Below are 20,263 nucleotides of genomic sequence, written 5' to 3'. Positions count from 1 at the left end.
GGCTTCCTCCTCAATTGTCGTAGGGATCGGCCGCATCACGCAGTCCGTCGCCGAAGAAGTTGAACGAAAGAACGGCGACCACCACCGCCAGCGAGGGCCAGATCAGCAGCCACGGAGCAGTCGCTACCGTGCGGATGTTCTGTGCATCCTGGAGCAGGACACCCCAACTGACGACCGGTGCCTTCAAACCGATACCAAGGAACGACAGGGATGTCTCGGCAACGATCATCGTTGGCACCGCCAGCGTGACGACCGCAAGAATGTGACTCGTCAGCGAGGGAAGGATATGCCGAAAGATCAGCCGCATCTCGCTGGAGCCATCGAGTTTGGCCGCCGTTACGAAATCCTCGCTTCGAAGCGCCAGAAAACGGCCACGCACCTCGCGGGCAAGTGACGTCCAACCGAGCAGGGAGACGATGACGGTGATGACGAAATAGACGCTGACAGGTGACCATGTCAGAGGGATGGCAGCGGCCAGCCCCAGCCACAGCGGGATCGTCGGCATTGCGCTGATGACTTCGATGACCCGCTGGATCGCCGTGTCCACCCATCCGCCGTAAAAGCCGGATATCGAACCGATAACAACCCCGAGGACGAGGGACATTGCCACGCCGACAAGACCGATCGACATCGAGATGCGCGTGCCATAGACGAGCCTGGAGAAGACATCGCGGCCGAGACGGTCCGCTCCCAGCAGATACATCGGGTCGTTCGGATTGATCGGTCCGATGAAATGCGTGGTGGACGGAATGAGGTTCCAGAGCCTGTAGGCCGGACCTTGCACGAAGAACCCGATCGGGACAACCTTGGTGTCATCGGTCACAAAGGTACGACGCAGTGCCACCTTGTCGATTTCGATCTTGTAGCCCTTCACGTGGAGATTGAAATCGGAACTGCCGTCGGGATTGGTGACGAAGAACCGGATCGCCTGCGGTGGAGCATAGGTGTACTGGGGCTTTGCGGTCGCCGGCAACGCCGGCGCCAGGAACTCTGCGAAGACGGCGACCAGATAAAGCAGCGCAATGATCGCGCCCGCGACCATGGCAACCTTCTGACGGACCAGTTTGCCGAAGACCAGCCGCCACGGGCCGACCGTCGCGGTCGACACGGCACGCCCCTGTTTGAGCGGGCTGATCGAGGGACCCTCCAGAGCGGCCTGCGGGTGAACCTCGTTCACGGAAATATTCTTGTTCGCGGTCATGGCAGCCTCCTCAGTTGAACCGGATGCGTGGATCGAGGAGAGCAAGCAGCAAATCGGAGAGCAGGACGCCCACCAATGTCAGCGCCGACAAAAGCAATATGAAGCTACCTGCGAGGTACATGTCCTGCGAGACGAGGGCGCGGAACAGGAGCGGGCCTGCCGTCGGCAAGTTGAGCACGATGGCAATGATCGTGACGCCGGAGACAAGATGCGGCAGGACCCATCCGATCGCCGAGACGAACGGGTTCAACGCGATGCGGACGGGATATTTCAAAATGACCTTGTATTCGGGAAGACCCTTGGCGCGCGCCGTCACGACGTAGGGTTTGTGCAACTCGTCGGTCAGGTTTGCGCGCAGGATACGGATCAGGGCGGCGGTACCGGAGGCGCCGATGATGATGATGGGAATCCACAGGTGATTGAGGAAGTCGATGGCCTTTGCAAATGACCATGGCGCCTCGGCAAATTCAGGGGAATTCAGTCCTCCGACGCTCTGGCCGAGGAAACGGTAAGCGACATACATCAATGCCAAGGCAAGGATGAAGTTGGGGATCGCCAGGCCGATGAAGCCGAGAAAGGTGAAGACGTGGTCGCCGACGGAGTGACGACGGACCGCCGAATATATCCCGATTGGCAGGGCAACGATCCACACGAAGATGAGGCTGAGCAGCGAAATCACCAGCGTGGAGCCCATCCGCGCCCAGATCAGTCCTGAAACGGGCTGGTTCCATTCGAAGGACCATCCGAAGTCACCGCGGCTCACGATCCCCCACATCCACTTGAGGTATTGGATGTAGAACGGGTCATCAAAGCCGTAGATTTCCTTCAACCTGGCGATCTGGCCCGGATCGACGGCCTGGCCGCTTTCGCTCATGGTGGCGATCATCGAGGTCAGGTAGTCGCCCGGCGGCAGCTGGATGATCATGAAGGAGATCAGGGACATGCCGATCAAGGTCGGGATCATGTAAAGGATGCGCTTCAAAATGTAGGCAAGCATGAGATTGTCTCTCCTCCCTCGAGACAGGCGTCTGCAGGCGCCTGTTGCCAGGTCTTCTCTTCGCTCCGGCTTCCTCCAAGCCGGGGCGAAGAATCGTACTGCCATTATTTCCAGGTGACGTGCAGCACTTCTAGCCGGTCGATCGCCGCAACATCGATTTCTGCGCGACCTTCCTTGATGTTGAAGGGTGCAGCGCGATCGGCCAGGACGAGCCACGCCTTCGCAACAGACTTTCCATCCGGGATCTCCAACGAAACCGTCTGCGCGGGGAGCGGGTAGTTCTCACGAACCGGCCCCTTCATCATCATCGGATTTGTCAGGTTGAGCATGGACAGCGCCACGCCGTCAGCGTTCTCTCTCAGTGCAAGATCAAGGATCCCTGGACCTTTCACGGTGACGCGCGGGGCCTTGCCGAGCGCCCAGCGGACGGCATTTGCGATCAGCCGTCCGTGGTCGGCAGCCATGACCTCCCAGAAGATCTCGCCAATGTTCCATGGGACGAAAACCGCGCGGCCGCCCGTGCCGGTCTCGCGTGCGATGACGCCGGCACCCTTTGGCTCGTGCCTCGGATAGACTTCCTCCATCGGAAGATCCGGGAAGTCAGGCACATAGAGGAAGGGCGTAGTGGCATCGCCCTTGACATCGACATCGATGAGGCGCGTTCCCCCCATGATCCGTTCGGCGCCATCATAGCCTTCATTGAGCGGATGACTTGCCGACAGTGCGACATAGGTGTTCTTGACGATGCCGCGAGGTCCGGCAACGAATGTCGCTCCAAACACGTCAGAAAGTCCGAAGTTCTTTCGCAGCTTGCCGTTCTCGTCCCTGAGCGAGGTCTCAAAGGCGCCAACGACGCTGCCACCGCGACCGACATATTGCCGGATAGCCTCGATCTGCGCGTCGGACAGGCATGCCGCGTTGGCAAGCACAATGACCTTGAAGCGATCAAGGTTCTCTTTTGTCAGGACCTGGTCGGACAGGAGCTCGAAGGGCAGGCGCGCCTCGACGAGCGCGTGGTAGAAGCCGAGATCGTGTTTCTCGCCGTTGTTTCGCTCTTCGGGAGCCCAGTGGCGAAGCGTCGTCGACGGATCGATCACCGCGATCTCGGCGGTCGGCGTCGTCGCCTCGAAAACCGGTTCGACGGCAGCCTGAAGGTGGAAGGAGTCTGCGATCGGCTCCACCCAGCGCTTGTCCGGCACGACGCCGTTGAACTTGGTGAACCAGGCATAGAGCCCATGCGCCGTGCCGTCGTTCACCCAGAGCTGCATTTCCTCCGGGGCTGTCACGGCATCCTTCCAGCGATATTCCTCCTCCGGTCCGATCGAGGTAATGAGCACGACGGGGCGGTCGGGGAAGGTGGCGCGGATCCGCTTGCCATTGCGGCCGGCCGACCAGCCAAGTTCGACGCCGCGGCGCCCCTGATGGTCGACGACGAGGAACGGGCAATGCTTCTTGATGACCTCGAGATCGAATTCCATCAGTGACGATCCCGCCATGTTCGGAATGAAGCTCGCATGGGGCTTGATCGCCTTCACGGCATCATCCCACTGGGCGATGATATCCGTCAGAACGCGTCTGCGCCATTGCAGCCATGCCTGCCAGGCCGGATCCTGGGCGTCTGCCTTGACGGGCAGGGCGTGGCCGAACATGTTCTTGAAGCTGCGGGCGCTGTCCTGGCTGTAATCGACCCCATGCCCCTGCCAGCGATTGGCGAAGATCGCGTCGATATCATATTTGCGGACAATCTCCTTGACGACCTCGGGCATGAAGACGGTGTTGTATTCGCCGTAGGCGTTGGTGACCCAGATGCCGGGATAGGCCCAGTGCTCGCGGGGCGTCCCATCGGCGTTGACCATCACCCATTCCGGATGCGCCTTGGCCGCGTCAGCGTGGATTGCGTGCGGGTCGACGCGGGCCATGACATGCATGTCGAGCTTGCGTGCGGCATCGACAAGGGCACCGAAAATGTCGCTGTCTCCGAGGTGCTGCGAGACATAATGGTAGGGGATTTCGCTCGGATAAAAGGCGATGTAGCCGCCAGCGCTAAGGCAGACTGCATTGGACTTGGTACGCTTGAACACGTCTATCCAGAACGCCGGGTCGTAGCGGACGGGGTCGTCTTCAACGAAGGTCAACTGCGTCCAGCGTGTCGCGGTCTTGTACCACTCCGGCGTTCTCAGAGTGTCTATGTTCTGTCGTCTTGCTTCAAGCATATCCGAGATCCGAATTGTTGACAAAGAGGTAGCGCTCGGCGCCTGCCTTGCAGGCGCCTCGGCAGATCTGATTGGTGTGGCCTGTCAGGCCTTGTAGAACTGTTCCGGCATGGTCGGAGCCGGGGTCGGCCAGCCGAACGAGCTCGGCATGGTCTTCGTGGTGTTCTTCATCACGTTCTTGACGATCCCGTAGCTGTCCGGAGGCTGCGAAACCCCGAAGACGTAGAAGTTCTCGGCCGCACCTTGAAGCAATTGCTTCATGATCTCCTGCTGCCCCGCCTTGTCGGGCTTCGCCTTGAGCTGGTTGTAGAGCTCCAGCTGCTTCTTGGTCTCTGCGGGCGGCTCTTCTGCATTGGCATTCGTCGGGTCGACATACCAGAGGGCCCAGGCCGGCGCATAAAACGCGTTGCTGTCGGTCGGTGCATAATAGCGCGGGTCGAGCATGGCCGCGACGCCGCCGTTTGCACCGAACTGGTGGGCTGTTGCGTCGAAGCTGCGTCCCTGCCTGACCCGTGTCTCCCACAGGGACCTGTCCATCGTGCGCATTTGCGCGTCGATACCGACGGCCTGGAACATGGGAATAACAAGCTGGAACAGATCGAGGAAGATCGCGCGCGCCTGGTCGATTTCGAAGATGATCGTAAGGCGGCGGCCCTTGTCGTCCAGTCGGAAATTCTGATCATCCCGTTTCGGAATGATCTCGTCGAGCATGGCGTTTGCCTTTTCGACATCATAGGCGGTGAACTGCGTGGCAAGCTGCTCGTTGTAGAGAGGGTCGCCCTGCTTGATGGATGGCTGCGCCGGCGCTCCTTGCCCGACGAGTACTGCGTCGATCAATGTCTGGCGATCGAGTGCAGTCGACATTGCCGCACGGAAAGTCTTGTTGCGAAAGAGCGCCCGCTTTGTCTCGTCCTCGTGATTGAGATTGAAGATGAACGTCATCACGTTCGCCTCTGTCGAGGTCAGCGTATAGAAGTCGTATCCGCCCTGCTGGCGTGCATCATATAGGACCGCCTTGTTGTTAGGCGTGGCGATGTAGAGGTCCATCATGTCGATTTCGCCCTGCATCGTCTTCAGCAACAAGACCTGCGGATCGGCGACCATCTGGTAGACGATGCGGTCCATGTACGGGAGCTGGTTCCCTTCCGTGTCGACCTTGAAGTAGTAGGGATTGCGCTCGGCGACCGCCCTTTCGGTGTTTTCTCCAGGCGCAACCGTGAACTTCCAGGCGAACAGACAGGGTTTTGCCGACGAGTTCAGGAAGAAGGAATTGTCGTCCTGGAAACCCGCCATCGACTGGAACGCAGCTATCCAGCTCTGGAAACCGCGCTGCTTGGCCACCTCATCGGCCTTCGGATTGAAGTCGATGTGAAACTGCTCCAGATAGTGCTTGGGACAGCGTGTCGTGTGGTCATTGTTCGCCCAGGCCATCTGAAGGGGGAACAGGCCATTTGGCCTCGGGAACGTCACCTTGAATGTCTGTTCGTCGACAATGTCGAGTTTGGCCGGCTTGCCGTCGGTTTTCCAGTGGCCTTGCCCGGTAATGGCAACGCGCTTGTCGGTCAGAACCGTGTCGTACCAGAATTTGACGTCGGCCGTCGTATAGGGCTGGCCGTCCGACCACTTCATGCCCTTGCGAAGGCGGATGGTATAGACTGTGGCATCCTCGTTGCCGTCGAATGCCTCGGCAACGTTGAGAGTAATACCGGACCAATCAGGAGTGTATCGCACCAGCGGCTCATATGCCTGGTAGCGGAAAAGGTGTGACAGCGAGCCGCCGCCGACGAGGGCGAGCTTCCAGTCGCCGCCATACTTGCCGACGCTCTCAACCGGCTTGATGACGAGCGGGTTCTCAGGCAGCGTGCCCTTGGCTGACTGTTCCTTGAGGCTGACAGCCTCATTGTAGCCGCCAGCGAAGCTTGGCAGGGCTGGAAGAATGAAAACGGCCGAAGTCCCGGCCAGAAACGCGCGGCGTTTCAGCTTAAGCATGGGTTTCTTCTCCTAAAAGCGTCCATAGTTTTTGTTATTGTTTGGACGTAAGTGAGGTTTACATAGGAGTTTTGTTAGGTAAAGCGTTATGTTAGATTAATTTCTGCGGGCGCCATATGGGCTGCGGCGAGAAAAGAGGCGGATATGAAGACCAGGACAAAAGTGACAATCCAGGCCATCGCCGACGAGGTCGGACTTTCCAAATATGCCGTTTCGCGATCGCTCGCCGGCAAGTCTGGTGTCAGTGAAGAGACGCGAAAGCGCATTTCCGGGGTCGCGGAAAGACTGGGCTATACAAAGCCCGTCATTCGCACCAAGGCGTCGGACAGCGAGGAGATCGCTGTCGTCTTCCATGACATCGACCCCGTCAACAGCGAGCTCAACTTTCAGATCCAGACGGGGGTACAGGAGGAGGCTGAGCGGCTTGGCGTTGGCATCCGAATTCGCTGGACACATAGCGAACTTGCACTGGAGGAATTGAGTGCCAATTTCGCGGGTCTCATCCTTGTCGGCCCTCATACACCGGAAGGCATAGCGCGTGCCGCCGCGGCTGGCGGCGCCACGATTGTACGTCTCGGCTGGACCGATCCCCTCCAGCAGATCGACAGCGTCAGCGGGTCGGACCATGAGGCCGGGCAGGCGGTGGCGCGGTACCTGACGAGCCTTGGCCATAGGTCGATTGCATATGTTTATGGCTTGCCGATCTACCGGGGTCGCCACGAGCGCTACTACGGCATGCGCGAGATCCTGGAACAGAACAGTGATTATCAACTGCATGTCATGCAGTTCGAGGAGCAATCGGGGTTTGCGACGGCGCTCGGTGAACTGCGAGGAAAGGGCGTGCATCCGACGGCTTTCTTCTGCGCCCACGATGGACTTGCCGTGACTGTCGTTTCCGAACTGCTTGGACAGGGCTTTCGTATTCCAGACGACGTTTCCGTCGTAGGCTTCGGGGACTTTTCCGCGGCAATGCAGATTTCGCCAGGACTGACAACGGTCAGGCAAGAGGGAAGAGAGACAGGTGCTGCGGCACTGCAGCTGCTCCTGGAACGCATCAGACGGCCACGCTTGCCGGAACAGCCGCCACGCAGCATCCGTGTGGTGTCCCGAATTGTAGAGCGACGCTCTGCCGGACCCGTGAAAAATTGAGGCTGGTTCAAGAAACTGCCGCGCTAGCCAGCTGGCATAGCAGGCGACGACCGCGATGCGACCTGAAGAAACCATCGCCTTTCGGGTGCCCAGACGCGCCGTCCGCATGAGGCAGATGCAGGCCGTGATATTCCAGGACGTCACGAAGCAGAAACGCTCGCGGGCAGGGTGGAGGAAAGCGAGGCGCGGTTGCGCGCGTTTGTCACGACCGCCGCGTCAGCCGTTATGATGTCCATGGCAAAAATTTTAACTTCGAGATGATCCGTAAGGCAGTCCTTACATGCGCTTCCTGACTCGAGGGCCGGAAAATGTTCAAACTAGCCGGCGCAAAGTACCCACAAGGGCTTTTTCGAAACCATCTGGAGCAGGCAGGGCCAGTTTTCGGCAGTGATGGCCTGCATCCTATAATTTGAACGGATTTTGGAATGGAAATTGGAAGAGTTTTGATGCGCTCGGCAAGCAGCCTTGGCTGCTATCCCGAGCGCATAGGCGGATGAGGCCATCGCTGCTGGCGAGCTGGAGCCGGTCGAATACGTCCGCTTCCAACGCCGGCCCGAACGCCAGTGCCACACCGGCAACGGCACCTTGGCGACAATGACAATAACGACGCCTTGAAGGCCGGCCTGGCGGTGGTGCTAAGGCGTCGCTTCAACACCTCGACCCGGACAGGGAGACGACGTCACGACGGGCTTCTTCCGCCTCCAGCGCATTCTAATCGAGAACAGCGTCCTCGTTTCCAATTCTGCTTGGCAGCGCGACGCAACATAGCCTCTGGTTACTCGACCGCCGACCAGTTGCTAGGGGCGGCGTCAGGTTCCCCGGCCTGCCGCACCTCGGGTGTGACTTCGCCCCCCTCAGCCCTGTCGCGACGGTTGGTGCTGCCGGCAGCATGAGCGGTTTGACTTGTCTCGCGCCCGCCGGCGGGAGCGAACGCTTCAACAATACCTTCACCGACGGTCTGACGAATGACCTATTTCTTGCGCGACCTTGTCGTCGACGCGGTTGGTTTTCTTGACGTCGTCGGGGGAGCACTTCTCGGACGAGTTGATTGGATGTCGGAGATGGTCTTGCGAGCGGCGTCGATGGCTGTATCGAAGGCCTTCACCGTGGCTTCCCGACGCGTCTCCAGACTTCTGATCCGGATTTCCAAATCGCGGATCGTGCGATCCTGTTCGAGGCCAGCTTCGTCAGGCGTGGTGCCGGCGCCGCGTCGCGTGATTTCCATCGCCATCTCGACAGACCGGTCGACCCAGGTCGATTGCTGTTTGAGCAGTTCCTCGATGTCCATGGCCTTCTCCTCAAAGGTCTATGTTGGTTGCAAGCATTGCGGCCGGGATCGGCGCAGGGCTAATGGGAGCCCGAACGAAATAATTGGCAACAAAGATCGGCCGCGTCATCTGCTGAAAGTCGACGCAGGCGGGCTGCCCAGGGAAGGCCCGAAAGGCATTGGCCGAGACAAGCGCGAGACGTCCCTTCAAAAGCAGCGTAACGGCTGCCTCAGCCTCGCGAGGCACGCGATGCATGCAGTCGTTATCTGAAAAGCTTATGCGCTCGAACCGCAGGAGCGGATCGTTGCGGTCACGCTCCAGGAACTGTACGAGGGCGGAAAAGCCAATGCCTTCGAAGCGGTTGCCCTGCACAAGGGCGGGATAGCCAGTGGTGCCATCGGTCTGCAGGATGCCCGGCAGGCTCATCCCTTGCATCAGAAGGGCTCGGTCTTCGACGTTGAGGCCACGTTTCTCGAGAATGCCGTCCCAGCCGCCGCTGTAGTTGACGATATTATCCCTGATCGCCGCCTCGAGGCAAAGGATGGCAGCAATGCCGATGGCAACGCCCGGAGAGGGGTTGAGATCCACATCGATGCCCGTGTCAATCACCTCGTTTCGCTCGACACTCGCCTGTCCTGATACCCCGAGCAGAAAGACGCCGATCTTGGGAAGCTCATCGGTTCTGGTTCCCGTTCTGGCAATACTGTTGCCGTGAACAACCATGCGCCCACGGCTGTCGAAGCAGAAGATGCCGAAGCGTTCCTGAGCATCAATATCATTCGAAGACAGGGACGCATTGATCTCGCGAACCATCCCGATCCCGACAATGCCGCCCGCGACGGTGTTGCGCTCGATAGTGTTGTTCTCGCCTGAGACTGCAACAATACCGAAACTCGTGCCTTCGATCCTGTTGCCGTCAAACCGGTTGCCATGGGCATTGAAGATCAGCAGGCCGGCTGCCAGCGCTGCGCGTTCCCGGGCACGATAGCTGATTACATTGCCCGACAGCGCACTGGATTGCGTCGCCTCCGCAAAAAGCCCGACCTCTGCATCCCTGATCTGATTGCCCGCGACCAGTCCGTCGATCGTGATGACATTTCCCTGTTGGCCGTTCCAGCCGAAATGCATACCGATGCTCGGCGGGCCGTTGCCTCGGGGCGACGCGATGCTGACCTCGTTATCCTCGACCCTCAGACCGAGGCCGCCGAGAGCGATTGCGGTAACCGGCGCAAATTCTGGCGATCGCTCCATGGTCACCGAGTTGCAGGAAACAGTAGTACTCTCGGCTATCACGCCGATACCCATGTTGCGTGTCGAAAGGACCGGTCGGGACGCGACGCATTCGATCCTGTTGCCGGTAACGGTAAGCCCCTCGAGCGGAACGTCCATCTGCCTCTCCAGGCAGACGATTCCGTTTGCGGTTCCACCGATGACACAGTCTTCGATCCGACTGAAGTCTCCGCCATCCTGCAGGAGTATTCCCGCAGTAGCGGGTAACCCTCCATCCTCGGCACCATCGCGCCTGATGCCCGCAAGGAAGCAATCGGCAATCGTCAGCAGGCGCGTGCGGCTGCCTGTGATCTGCACATTCACATCCGTACCCGAGATCGTGCAGCGCCTGATATCAACCCGTTGGGCACTGGCAATCGCAATGCCGATGCCACCGTCTTCCCCGCCACCCCCTGAAATGAGGCAATCGTCGACAATGCAGTCCTCGACGCGCACCAAGCTTATCATGGCCGGACCGCCGCGCCGTCGTCTGAACTGCAGCTCGTGGATCCGGTGGCGACGGCCGGAAACCGTCAGGAGTGGCCCTTCGCCGGTCTCGACGATTGCTCCTGTGCTTTCGCCATGGAGACTGACATCATTGCGGCTGATGAAGAGTGGTGCACGAAGCCTGTGGATGCCGGTCTTGAGGCAGACACATCCCCCCGAAGCGGGCAGCTGGTCGATCGCAAGCTGGATGTCGTCGCCGGGGTTCAGGACGAACGTGCAGCATCCCTGGCTGGTTTCGGGTTGCGGCCGGCAATCGCTGACATCGGGTCCGTTCACCGCGGCAAGCTGTACGTAGGAATGGATGATGCCGCGCGGCGGTGCCGCGGTAAATTCCTCCACCGAAGCATCTGCGGTGCGCGCTGAAAAGAGCCAGTAGTCTCCGACATGGAAACCTTCACTACCCACCGTCGAAAAGCTGACCTCGATGCCCTCCTCGATGGCGACCGGTCCTGTGGCCGTCGGGATCGTGCCGTCTGCGCCGACGAGGGGATCGGATGAGGACTGATCCCATTTTCGGACGCGGGTGTGGCGTGCTAGCAGGTCCGCGGGCGCGGTTGCGAATGGCCGTCCTGTCGCGCCAATCGTCCGGTCAAGTCTGAAGATGGCGTTCGCCTCGTCTATATCTTCGATCTGCGCCATCTCGCCGGCTTCACCATGAAGGTCCCGGTGATCATCGGTGACGCATACCCAGTCGCCGATCGCAAAGCGCGTCACACGATCCCGGCCGATCCGGTGAACGGTAAGCGAAGACCTACCAGACGCGGTCGCTATCTCGGCGACGGTCGTGACCAGGGAAGCATTGTCCCTGGACCAGGTGAATGATGCAGTGCCAAGTGGGCCGGCGGTCTGGATCTCGATCCGGTAAAGCCGGTTCTCGAGGCCGCGATAGCCGGTCAGTGGCGGAACAATGCATGGGTCCTCCGGCGCAGGAGGCGCAACAGCCGCCACGGACATGCGTCCACCTGAAGGCGGAGTTCCGGTAAACGCGCCACATGCAGCAGGTGTCTGTGCGGCGGCCGGTTCAGTCTTCACCTGCCATACCTGCTGGACGCGCGTTGCCGTGTCCACGCCGCCAAGCGCCTTGTCGAGGAGGTCGTTGTCCTCGATATAGGTGACTTCCCGCTCCCAGAGATCCAGGTAGACATTGTAGTTGACGCCGCCAATCGCCGGTGGGTCAGGAAGGAATGGCTGCGCCTGGTAGCTGACGTTCTCGCCTTGCAAGATCTCGGCGAGGTGACCATCCACGTAAAGGCGCCCCTTGCCAAGTTTGAAATCGTCGGCAACCGGTGCCGTCACCTTGAATGCATCAGGGGTCGTGGCATGTGGCACACCGACAGGACCGAAGGTGTCGAGTGCCTGAACCCTCAACCTTTCCCGGGCAATGTCGGCCGCCTCGTTCCAGTCGGCATCGAGCTGCACGCGACCCTGCTGGATGAGCACACTTGAAAAGCGCTTTCTGACATCGTGCGTAAACCGTGAATAGTCGCCGGACATTAGTCACTCTCCTCAGGTCACGTAGATGAAGCCGTAGTCGAGGCCGAAGGGCAGGTATTCTTCGAGACGCGTGCGCAGATTGCGCTCGCGCTGCGGCTGCTTGAGATGGCAGTAGGCACCCATCTCGGATCCGTCTTCGGCACCTGTTGCAATTTCCGGCGGCCCATCGAGCGCCAGCTGCAGGTAAGCGGGTTGGCCGTAGGGTTCGGCGGTGTATTCGGGCTTCAGCCGCAATCGCACACGATCTCGGATCTGCTGACGATCAGCCGCAGTGAGCGCGGTCGCTTGCCCGGCAACCTCGATCTCCAGGGCTTCGGCAAGATCGGGTTGGCAGCGATAGCGACGAGGCACCCGCGACAGAGGATGGACATAGGAAAACCGGACACAGCCCTCCTGAACCCGCTCGCAGGTGACCTGGTTCTCGAAGATGGAGGTTGAAGCGTATTCGATACCGCGCAGGTTTGCCGTGCCGCGCACGGTGCTCCGCTCGGCATAAAGCATCGGACCGGTGGCATCGGGTGCTGCATAATCGGGCGCTGGCATAAGCGCTCCGTCGACAATGCTGTCGAGCAGGATCAGATGCCGCGAAAGGCGGGGCATTGCGATCGATCCGCTGATCGAAAAGACGAGCTCGACCGAAAGCCCTACGTTGAGAGGGGTCGCCGGCGATCCCGCCAGCGCCACGATGCTGGGGTCGCCAGACGGCGACGATCCGTCGACGATGCCAAGACCCGGCACCAGCGTAGTGTGGATAAGACGAAGCCGCGAAATTGTGTCTTCAACACGGACCTGCCCCTCGATCAGTAGCCCGCCGAGCGTCAGGACAAAGTCAGGATGATTGCCTGTGACCGTCATTGCTCCATCCAGCTGGAGATGCGGGCGCATTCCGTCTGCCGCTTCAATCGCCAGGAATTCACCTCGCTGCGACACGTCAAGATCAATGGCAATGGCTTCCACATAGCTTCGGTTGTCGCCGATGCGGATCAGCGCACGCGGGCGCGCGTCGTCCCTCCATTGCTGCAGGGCAGCACCGATCGTGGAGAAGGTGCCGGGCAGTCCGCTGGTATCCACCAGATAGGTTGCGGCAAGCTCCGCCCGGACAGGATCCGTCAGCCATGCCTGACGTTGGTATGGTCCGCCCCCAAGGTCCGTCGGGAACCCGTAGTGGTAGCTGATCTCAACCACGGGATCGGTCGCAAACAGGGCGCCGAGGGCAAAGCGGCCACGCGTCACGTCAATGAGGACCGTGGCGTCTGCAGGCTGCCTGAAGGTCGACAGGTCGGCGCAACGGATAGAGGTGGCCGGCACCTCGATGCCATCGACCACCATGAATATGCTCTGATCCGGAGCAGCGGTATGACCTGGTGTCCTGTCGAAAGGGCCGTAGAACTCGGTGTGACTGGGTGGCGAGGGCATTGCTGCACTATCGGCGAGGTCCTTGTGGAAGCGTGCCGGATCGATTGGCTGCGGCACGTCGAGTTCAGTCGCAAGCTCGGTCTCGACGGCTTCGCGTCGCCTTGCTGAAAACAAGGGTGCCTGGTTGCCGAGCGGACTGAAGTGATAGCGAAAGTCGCCGAGGCGTCTCGGCGTGGCCCTGCTCAGCGGATAGGCGCCAAGACGCCAGAGGAAAAAGCCGACATTGCGGACGTTGTGCCAGCCTTCGCTGCGGGATGGGGGGCGCACATCGACGGTGTGGCTCATGCCGTCGAACGCGGTATTCAGGCGTCTGCAGCTTTCGACCTTGCGCACGTCAGGCGTGAGCGCTTCCGGACGAAGCCGGTTGCGGACAGCTTGCGTCCAGACGAGCCTCTCGAAGAATTCGACGGCGTGGGCAGGCCAGCCGGTAATGTCGCGAGCGAGCTCCTCGAGCATCGGCAACGTGCCCTTGCGCCGGCGATAGTAGATCGTCTTGGCGACATCCGCCCTTGTTCGAAGCGCTGGAAGGGGCTCGAGCCGCGGTCCGCGCAAATCCGGAAAAATCTCACGCGCCGCGCTCGAAACAGGCTCGGCTTCGGTCGAGGAAAGCCTGATATTGCCGACAAGCTCGCCGATATAGGGAACGACCCAGGGCTCGCAGGTCTCGATGAAGGCATTGGCATGGAGCTGGCGAATGTCGTCCTCGATGTCGTTTGCAGCCGTTTCGACCACAGCAAGAAGCGCCTTCAGCGCGCCGCCGTTTCGGGCATCCTCATCGCGCAGATAGGCAGGAAGCAGGTTGAAGAGTTTGTCGGTGGCGGCATTCGAGTATGCCATCAGAGCGCCTCCACAGCAGTCAGCGTCACGTCGCGCGGGTCTTCGATGAAGGCCTGTTCTGCCGCAAGCACCGGCGGCACGACGCCATTGTCGAAGCCGCGCCTTGCGAACCGATCGATGAGCAACGGGTTCGTCGGCAGCGGACGGGCGAGAAACAGGCGGATGTGTTTTTGCAGCGGCCCGGAACTGACGGCGCGGATCTTCTGCTCCGCGGGCGTCATTGCCTCGTGTCCCTTGAGATGAAAGAGGTCCACGTCGGCGGCGACGACGCCTTCGGCCTGTTGCAGGGCCGCGTAGACGTGGCTGAGATGAACTGGCATTCCGGGGGTGATCCTGTCATGCCGGAAGGCTGCCATCAGCGCGGCATGGGCATTCTCCATGACGGCGTCGCGCTCGAAACGGGGATCGGAAACAATCCGCGCCGAAACGGTAAGAGGCACCTGGGTCAGACTGGCAAGATAGAGCGGCCAGTTTGGATCGCGGGCATTCGACAGGGCAGAAGCCAGTTGCGCGAGCTGATCGGCGGGCACGCGTATACCTCCTTCGCCGAGCACGCTGACATGAACCGCCTTTCCAAGCCGGAGCCAGACCCATGAGGCGGTTGCGCGAATGACGAGGCGCGTCGACAGTGCCAGCCATTCGAAATCCTGAATGGAAACGACCCTTCCGAACGTCCTGACGCCGTTCGGGGCGTTCCTGCGCGCATCGTCGCGGTCTTCGGGATCGGCGCCGCCAATCGAGGCCATCGGGTTGGCAACGGCGCGAAGGCCGACTGGCCTTTCCAGCGGCAAGGCGAGTTGGCCGGGACGCACGCGACCCGCAAGGCCAAGACCCTTTCGGTACCGCGCAGTAACGGCAAGGACCCCAGTCGGCAGCCTGCGACCCGTACGCCCGTCACCGAAGCCGACGGTTGAGATGCCGTCATCGCCTGTCTTCACCGTATAAACTTCTTCGGAAGGCTTGCGGCCAAAGAGGTCGGGGACCGGCGACCAGAGCACGCCGTTGACCCTGACCTCAAGGTTCGCGCGACCAAAAAGATTGCCCGGCTCCGGCAGATATGTCAGCGGCATGCGCTGCAGCTTGAATTCCGCAAAGCTCCTGGACGCATCTCCGTGGCCAAGCTGTTCCTCGGGCTGGGTTTCGCCGTGGCTGGCATTGGCGATATTGGCCTTGACGGTTACTGCCGTCAGCGGTCGTGGAAGAGAAGGTGTAAACGATACGAGCACATGGTCGGGTGCCTCTCCCGCGATCGCCGAAACCGGCGATGCCGAGGTGACGGTCGCGGCATGTTGCACCTCGCCAGACTCGATCAGGATCCGTCTGCCTTTGCCGAGTTCGACGGTCCCAAGCGTCGCGCGAAGGACGAGCTGGTTGCCGGCGAGCTCTTTCGGATAGTCAAAGCTTCGCGGTTCGATCGCCTGTGCGCCGACCTGGACAATGCGGCTTTTTCGACGGTCAAGCGCAATGTTGACCGGAGCCTCGCGTTTCGACCAGCCAGCCCATCCGCCTGACTGGCGTGCATTCTCGACGATGACGTCATCGTCGTTTCGGGCGACGATCGTAAGCATCCCCAAGGCGGGTGTGACCACCGGGTCCGACGCAAGTTGGGCGTCGATTACCTGCCATTCGGACCATGCGTTTGCGCGCCGGCCAATGACACCGAGCGTGTTGTCGAGACGCCGAACCGCAATGGCGACCTCGTCTCCCGGAAGTGCAGCAATTGCGGGTTGACCGGCGAGATTGCCACCGAGATTGAACCAGTCCGTCCAGGTCGTTCCTGTCCATCGTCGATGCAGAAGTCCTCCATCGTCGGCGCGGGCAACCACATCGATGCGGCCGGGGAGAGTGGAGACGGCAGCCGGCGCCGATGCAAGGCTTCCGGCAAGGCTGGTCCAGGAAGACCATGTCGCCTCCCTTGATCGCGTCCACAAGGCCCGGTCGGCGCCACGCACGAAGACATCGACCCGTCCTCCACCCCAGCTCGTCGCGCAGGGCGCCGACGTCAGGAAGCCGCCAAGTGATGTCCATGCGGATGTTGGCGCCCCAACACCGATGACCCAGAGGCGCTGGTCGGTTCCGCGCCCGAAGACAAGGAGTTCGCCGTTGGCGAGCGAGAGGGCTGCCGGATCACTGGTCAGGATGCCTCCATAGTCGACCAGTGCCTCAAAGCGCACGCCGGCGCGCGTCAGTCCGATCAGCGCCCGTTCGGCGTTCCGGACGAAAAGCCTGCTGGAGGAGGAGCTCGCCACGAGGACGGGGTTGCCGGTGACTGCCACGGCATCGATCGACTGTGTCGCTGCGGCAAAGCCCGCCATCGGCAGGAAGGCGGTGAGCCTGTTTGCGCCGTCGCGACTGACGATCTCGGTCTGTGATCCAGAGGCCGTAACGGCCGGCCGGCCGGCAAATGTCCGCGTAAAGCGGGCATGCGTCACCGTCTGGGCCAGCTGCGAAACATCGAGGCCATCGGTGGTGGAAACGGTAGCGCTCCCCTCACGCGTCGTGTCGACAGCTGCAGTGAGCCGGCGCGGGGTGGCGTCCCCTGTGTCGATGAGGACACGCGTGCCCGACGACAGGCCCTGTATACTGGTTTCGAGCGCATAGAACCCATCGCCCGAGGGCGTCAGTACATCGCTGATGGTATGCGTTGACCAGCGCTTGTCGGGCTCGATCGACGGACTGGTGGAATAGAGCTGTACGGTCGCAGGGGCATTGCATCCGAACAACGCCAGGCGTCGCTCGAACTTGCGCAGCTGGGTGCGCTCAGTGGCAAATCCATTGACCTGGATCGGCGGAGTGAAGCGCAGCGCAAGACCGCCCCATTCGTCTTCGATCGCCTGGACGCGTTTTTCCTCGAACAGTTCGCCGTCTGACATGACGAGAATATCACCGATCCTCAGATCGGTCGGCCGCGCGGCAAGTGCAAATCCTACGCGGCCGACAGCAAATGCAGCAAGCGCCACAGGCGCGGCGAAGGCGCGCGCCGCATTGAGATCACCATGCGCAACCAGTTCCTCGATTGTCTCGTATGTCTGCGGGACCTCGTCCTGTCCCGGGATCGACATCACAGGCAGGCCCTTGCGGATGCGCACACGCGCGCCGTCCTCAAGGTCGAATGCAAGCATTGCGGTGGCGGCAAGCCCTGGAGACAGCTCATGCCCGATCAGCCGCACGAGTTGCTCGACCGAGGCTCTTTCCCGGGCCGTACCAAGGAAATATTCGTTGGCGATCCGTTCGCTGTAGAAGGTCATGACGTCGGCCATCGCCGAGAACATCTCGATCAGCGAAACCGCGTAGTCGTCCGGCTCGCGGGATGTCAGCTGCGACAAAGCAGGGTCCTTCGCAAGGCCCTCGAGCATCTTCAGGCGAAAGCTCGCAAAGGTTCCTATGCGATAGGAGAGTGCACTGAGACCCGGGCGGTTGAAGACGTCGAGCGGCACAAGCGCAGCGTCGCTGCCGCAGCCACAGAAGGGATCGGAACAGGCGTTGCCCATCATCGTGCTCCCGCCGTTTCGAGGACGAGCACGCCGAATTCGGGAGCGCTCAGATTGTTGTCGAGCCGCGCTATCTCAAAGGCGCCGATATCGATGACACCGCGATCGAGCCAGTCGCGCTGCGGCTCCCAGTAGCGTTTGAAGCGCGTCACGTTGGCCGATTCTAGTCCCTCGATCAGTTCGATCGCGGCGTAGATCTTTGACAGATAGACCGGCTTTCCGAAGCGGGCGCCGAGCTGGTCAAAGAAGCCTTCCAGGGTTTTCTTGACGGCAGCCGCAACGTCGCCGGGAAAATATCCACGGGCGACGCATAGTGTCACGGCAATTTCGATCGGAACGTAGACCGCGCTTGTTATGGCAAGGTCATAGCCCGCGAGCTTGAACCGGCGGAGGTGACCGTCAATCCGTCCGGCAAACCGGCTTTCCAGAGCAAAGCCACCACCAGCCGTTGGCAGGAGATTGCGTTCGTCGCGCGGATGAATGGCGACGAAGATGGTGTGCCAGCTGCCCGTCCAGCGGAAGACGGCGCGCGCATCCAGAACCTCGATCTGCCTGAGCGCGGCGTTGCGCCAGTCGTCCTCGGTGACGGCACGAAACTGCTCAGCGCGGAATGCCGCCGGAGCCAGTCGTTTCACCTCGGCCGTCGATCGTGGTGCCGTTCCGCCAGTTGCCGAAACTGGCTGATATACGGCATCGACCACGCCGGTCGCGGCGGCAATATGGAAAAGCGAGCCGCTACCAATGTTGCCGTCACTGCCGTTGCCAATGCGCATGGTCAACCGCGCTCGCTCAGCTCCGCGTGGCATGCGTCCATAGATGTCGTCACCGAAGCGTAGCGTTGGTGCGCCATCATCGCCCACCTCGGCGACGAAGTTGCGGTCGTAGGGGGTGCAGTCGAAAAGATCAGGGACTGCTGACCAGATCTGGTCTTCCTGCCCGGCAAGCGAGAGAACGAGTTCGATGGCAGGCCCATATTTCGTCTGCGTCAGCGGCGTTGCGGGCACGGCCAACGTTGCGAGAGGGTAGCGGCTGCCTGATTCCACAGGCAGGTCCAGTTCACCGCGGGCCGAATCCAGAAAGATCGTGAGACCGTGATCGGCGGCGACGACATTGCCCCGCGCGACCGTCACGGGATCGATTGGAAGAAGATCGGCCCCGACAGCTGATATCTGCACGGCTTCGGGGAGCGCCTCTGCTGTGCTCCATCGGACCCGTAGCAGTGGCAGGGCGGGGTCCGCGACACTGAGGCGTGGTGCAAGCTGATCCGTCAGTGCCTCGTCCGTCGTCTCTGATGCCTCGACGAGCTGCACGACCCATCGGTGCGACGGGTTTCGATCAACGGCCTCTCCGGTCCTGGCGCTTCTGACCTCTTCCAGAAGGAGAAGATCGCCAGGACCCAGCGACGGTCGTGTCGCGTGGCCATCGCCCGACAGGTGGTAGAGATGAACTTCTGTGCAGCCGGCGCCAAGGCAGCAATCGCTGTTGCCTGATGTGTGGATGCGCAGCTCGTTGTGCTCGGGCCGTACCTCAAGCACTGTTTCCGTCTCGAAGATGACGACCTCTGACAAGGCCGGGTCTTTCGCAAAACCGGTATCAATCGGGATCACGGTTCCGGGCAGGTCGGTCGCGCCGGCCAGGGGACGTGCGATCCGTGTGCACACCCTTGTCCCGGCATCGACAGTGCCTGCCGAGACGGCGTTGAAATGCACAGGGGTTCGCGCATTGGCGCCGTCATGCACCGGGTAGTCGATGAGGCGTGTGTGCCGCTTGACCGAGACACGGTGCAAGGCGGTATCAAGATAAGCTTCCGTTGCAGCCGCATCCTGGAAATAGCTCAGATAGTCGCCGGCATAGGCGAAGAGTTCGACGAGCGAAACGCCGAGGTCGGGGGGCAGGCGCTCCGTCCAGTCGCGATTGCGGGCGCTCATAAGGTCGAGAAGCATCCGCCTGAAGCTCTGATAGTCACGCGCAAGATAGTCGAGGGCGGGTTCCTCCAGGGCGCCTTCACCACAGTCGCAATCGCTTCGGCAATCGAAGGGCGAGGGGCAGGATGCCTTGAAGCCGAAGCTCACCTCGCTGAGCTCCATGTCGACTTGCGGATGCTGCACGCGAACGACATAGGTCGAGAAATCGCCCTCGGCGCTCAGCATCAGGATCACCGACTTCTGTGACGCCGCGGGCAGCACGATCGACTCCACATCGATTCCGGTGATGCGTAGGCCACCCGCAATGCTAAAATGGCTTTTGTCGAGAGCCGGTGAAGCGGGCCTCGCCTTTACGAAAGTCACCGTGAGTTGATGCGTGCTCGGCGTGCGCGTGTATTCGACGAAGTCAATGCCATTCAGCGGATGGGCAGCGCTCGCAAGCATTCCGCGGCGCTTGTCTTCACCGCAATCGATCAAACCCTGGCGCAAGCGTGTCATTGCCACCTC

General features: G+C 61.0%; 10 protein-coding genes. 1 reads left to right on the top strand and 9 read right to left on the bottom strand.

The window, feature by feature from the left end; translation table 11 throughout:
* Positions 1-10: 10 nt before the first annotated feature.
* The 4 genes from FHT76_RS25625 to FHT76_RS25610 all read right to left on the bottom strand — a co-directional run bounded on the left by FHT76_RS25625 (position 11) and on the right by FHT76_RS25610 (position 6,400).
* Positions 11-1,201: an ABC transporter permease gene (locus FHT76_RS25625; RefSeq protein WP_183863958.1), complete on the bottom strand. Its 1,191-nt coding sequence runs from the start codon at positions 1,199-1,201 to the stop codon at positions 11-13.
* Between the two features lie 10 nt (positions 1,202-1,211).
* On the bottom strand, positions 1,212-2,198 hold the full coding sequence (locus tag FHT76_RS25620; RefSeq protein WP_183756058.1) for an ABC transporter permease: 987 nt from the start codon (positions 2,196-2,198) through the stop codon (positions 1,212-1,214).
* A 104-nt stretch (positions 2,199-2,302) separates the two neighbouring features.
* The gene (locus tag FHT76_RS25615) at positions 2,303-4,411 is read right to left on the bottom strand and encodes a family 10 glycosylhydrolase (RefSeq protein WP_183756057.1); all 2,109 of its coding nucleotides are present in this window, start codon (positions 4,409-4,411) and stop codon (positions 2,303-2,305) included.
* 84 nt (positions 4,412-4,495) lie between these two features.
* On the bottom strand, positions 4,496-6,400 hold the full coding sequence (locus FHT76_RS25610) for an ABC transporter substrate-binding protein (RefSeq protein ID WP_259185948.1): 1,905 nt from the start codon (positions 6,398-6,400) through the stop codon (positions 4,496-4,498).
* A 144-nt stretch (positions 6,401-6,544) separates the two neighbouring features.
* On the opposite strand from FHT76_RS25610, the gene FHT76_RS25605 reads away from it, so the two are divergent.
* Positions 6,545-7,549 (top strand): LacI family DNA-binding transcriptional regulator, encoded by a 1,005-nt coding sequence (locus FHT76_RS25605; protein WP_183756055.1) that lies wholly within the window; start codon positions 6,545-6,547, stop codon positions 7,547-7,549.
* Between the two features lie 970 nt (positions 7,550-8,519).
* On the opposite strand, the gene FHT76_RS25600 is transcribed toward FHT76_RS25605, so the two are convergent.
* The 5 genes from FHT76_RS25600 to FHT76_RS25580 are packed head-to-tail and all read right to left on the bottom strand — an operon-like array spanning position 8,520 to position 20,254.
* Positions 8,520-8,837: a hypothetical protein gene (locus FHT76_RS25600; RefSeq protein WP_183756054.1), complete on the bottom strand. Its 318-nt coding sequence runs from the start codon at positions 8,835-8,837 to the stop codon at positions 8,520-8,522.
* Positions 8,838-8,847: 10 nt separating this feature from the next.
* The gene (locus tag FHT76_RS25595; protein ID WP_183863956.1) at positions 8,848-12,087 is read right to left on the bottom strand and encodes a DUF6519 domain-containing protein; all 3,240 of its coding nucleotides are present in this window, start codon (positions 12,085-12,087) and stop codon (positions 8,848-8,850) included.
* Between the two features lie 12 nt (positions 12,088-12,099).
* The gene (locus FHT76_RS25590) at positions 12,100-14,340 is read right to left on the bottom strand and encodes a hypothetical protein (protein WP_183863955.1); all 2,241 of its coding nucleotides are present in this window, start codon (positions 14,338-14,340) and stop codon (positions 12,100-12,102) included.
* Positions 14,340-17,834, bottom strand: coding sequence for a baseplate J/gp47 family protein (locus FHT76_RS25585; protein ID WP_183863954.1), 3,495 nt, complete (start codon positions 17,832-17,834; stop codon positions 14,340-14,342). Before FHT76_RS25585 ends, FHT76_RS25590 begins: the two co-directional genes overlap by 1 nt.
* Positions 17,831-20,254 carry a hypothetical protein gene (locus tag FHT76_RS25580; protein WP_183863953.1) on the bottom strand — a complete coding sequence of 808 codons (2,424 nt, stop codon included), beginning with the start codon at positions 20,252-20,254 and terminating at the stop codon, positions 17,831-17,833. Before FHT76_RS25580 ends, FHT76_RS25585 begins: the two co-directional genes overlap by 4 nt.
* Positions 20,255-20,263: the final 9 nt, after the last annotated feature.

The sequence above is a fragment of the Rhizobium sp. BK176 genome (assembly GCF_024808055.1).
The sequence above is the reverse complement of the archived record's forward strand: the minus strand, read 5'-3'. Positions and strand labels throughout refer to the sequence as shown.

Bases quoted from the DNA above. Each gene is read 5' to 3' on its own strand.
- FHT76_RS25580 (WP_183863953.1), bottom strand. From the start codon at position 20,254: ATGACACGCTTGCGCCAGGGTTTGATCGATTGCGGTGAAGACAAGCGC.
- FHT76_RS25605 (WP_183756055.1), top strand. From the start codon at position 6,545: ATGAAGACCAGGACAAAAGTGACAATCCAGGCCATCGCCGACGAGGTC.
- FHT76_RS25625 (WP_183863958.1), bottom strand. From the start codon at position 1,201: ATGACCGCGAACAAGAATATTTCCGTGAACGAGGTTCACCCGCAGGCC.
- FHT76_RS25590 (WP_183863955.1), bottom strand. From the start codon at position 14,340: ATGGCATACTCGAATGCCGCCACCGACAAACTCTTCAACCTGCTTCCT.
- FHT76_RS25585 (WP_183863954.1), bottom strand. From the start codon at position 17,834: ATGATGGGCAACGCCTGTTCCGATCCCTTCTGTGGCTGCGGCAGCGAC.
- FHT76_RS25600 (WP_183756054.1), bottom strand. From the start codon at position 8,837: ATGGACATCGAGGAACTGCTCAAACAGCAATCGACCTGGGTCGACCGG.
- FHT76_RS25595 (WP_183863956.1), bottom strand. From the start codon at position 12,087: ATGTCCGGCGACTATTCACGGTTTACGCACGATGTCAGAAAGCGCTTT.
- FHT76_RS25620 (WP_183756058.1), bottom strand. From the start codon at position 2,198: ATGCTTGCCTACATTTTGAAGCGCATCCTTTACATGATCCCGACCTTG.
- FHT76_RS25615 (WP_183756057.1), bottom strand. From the start codon at position 4,411: ATGCTTGAAGCAAGACGACAGAACATAGACACTCTGAGAACGCCGGAG.
- FHT76_RS25610 (WP_259185948.1), bottom strand. From the start codon at position 6,400: ATGCTTAAGCTGAAACGCCGCGCGTTTCTGGCCGGGACTTCGGCCGTT.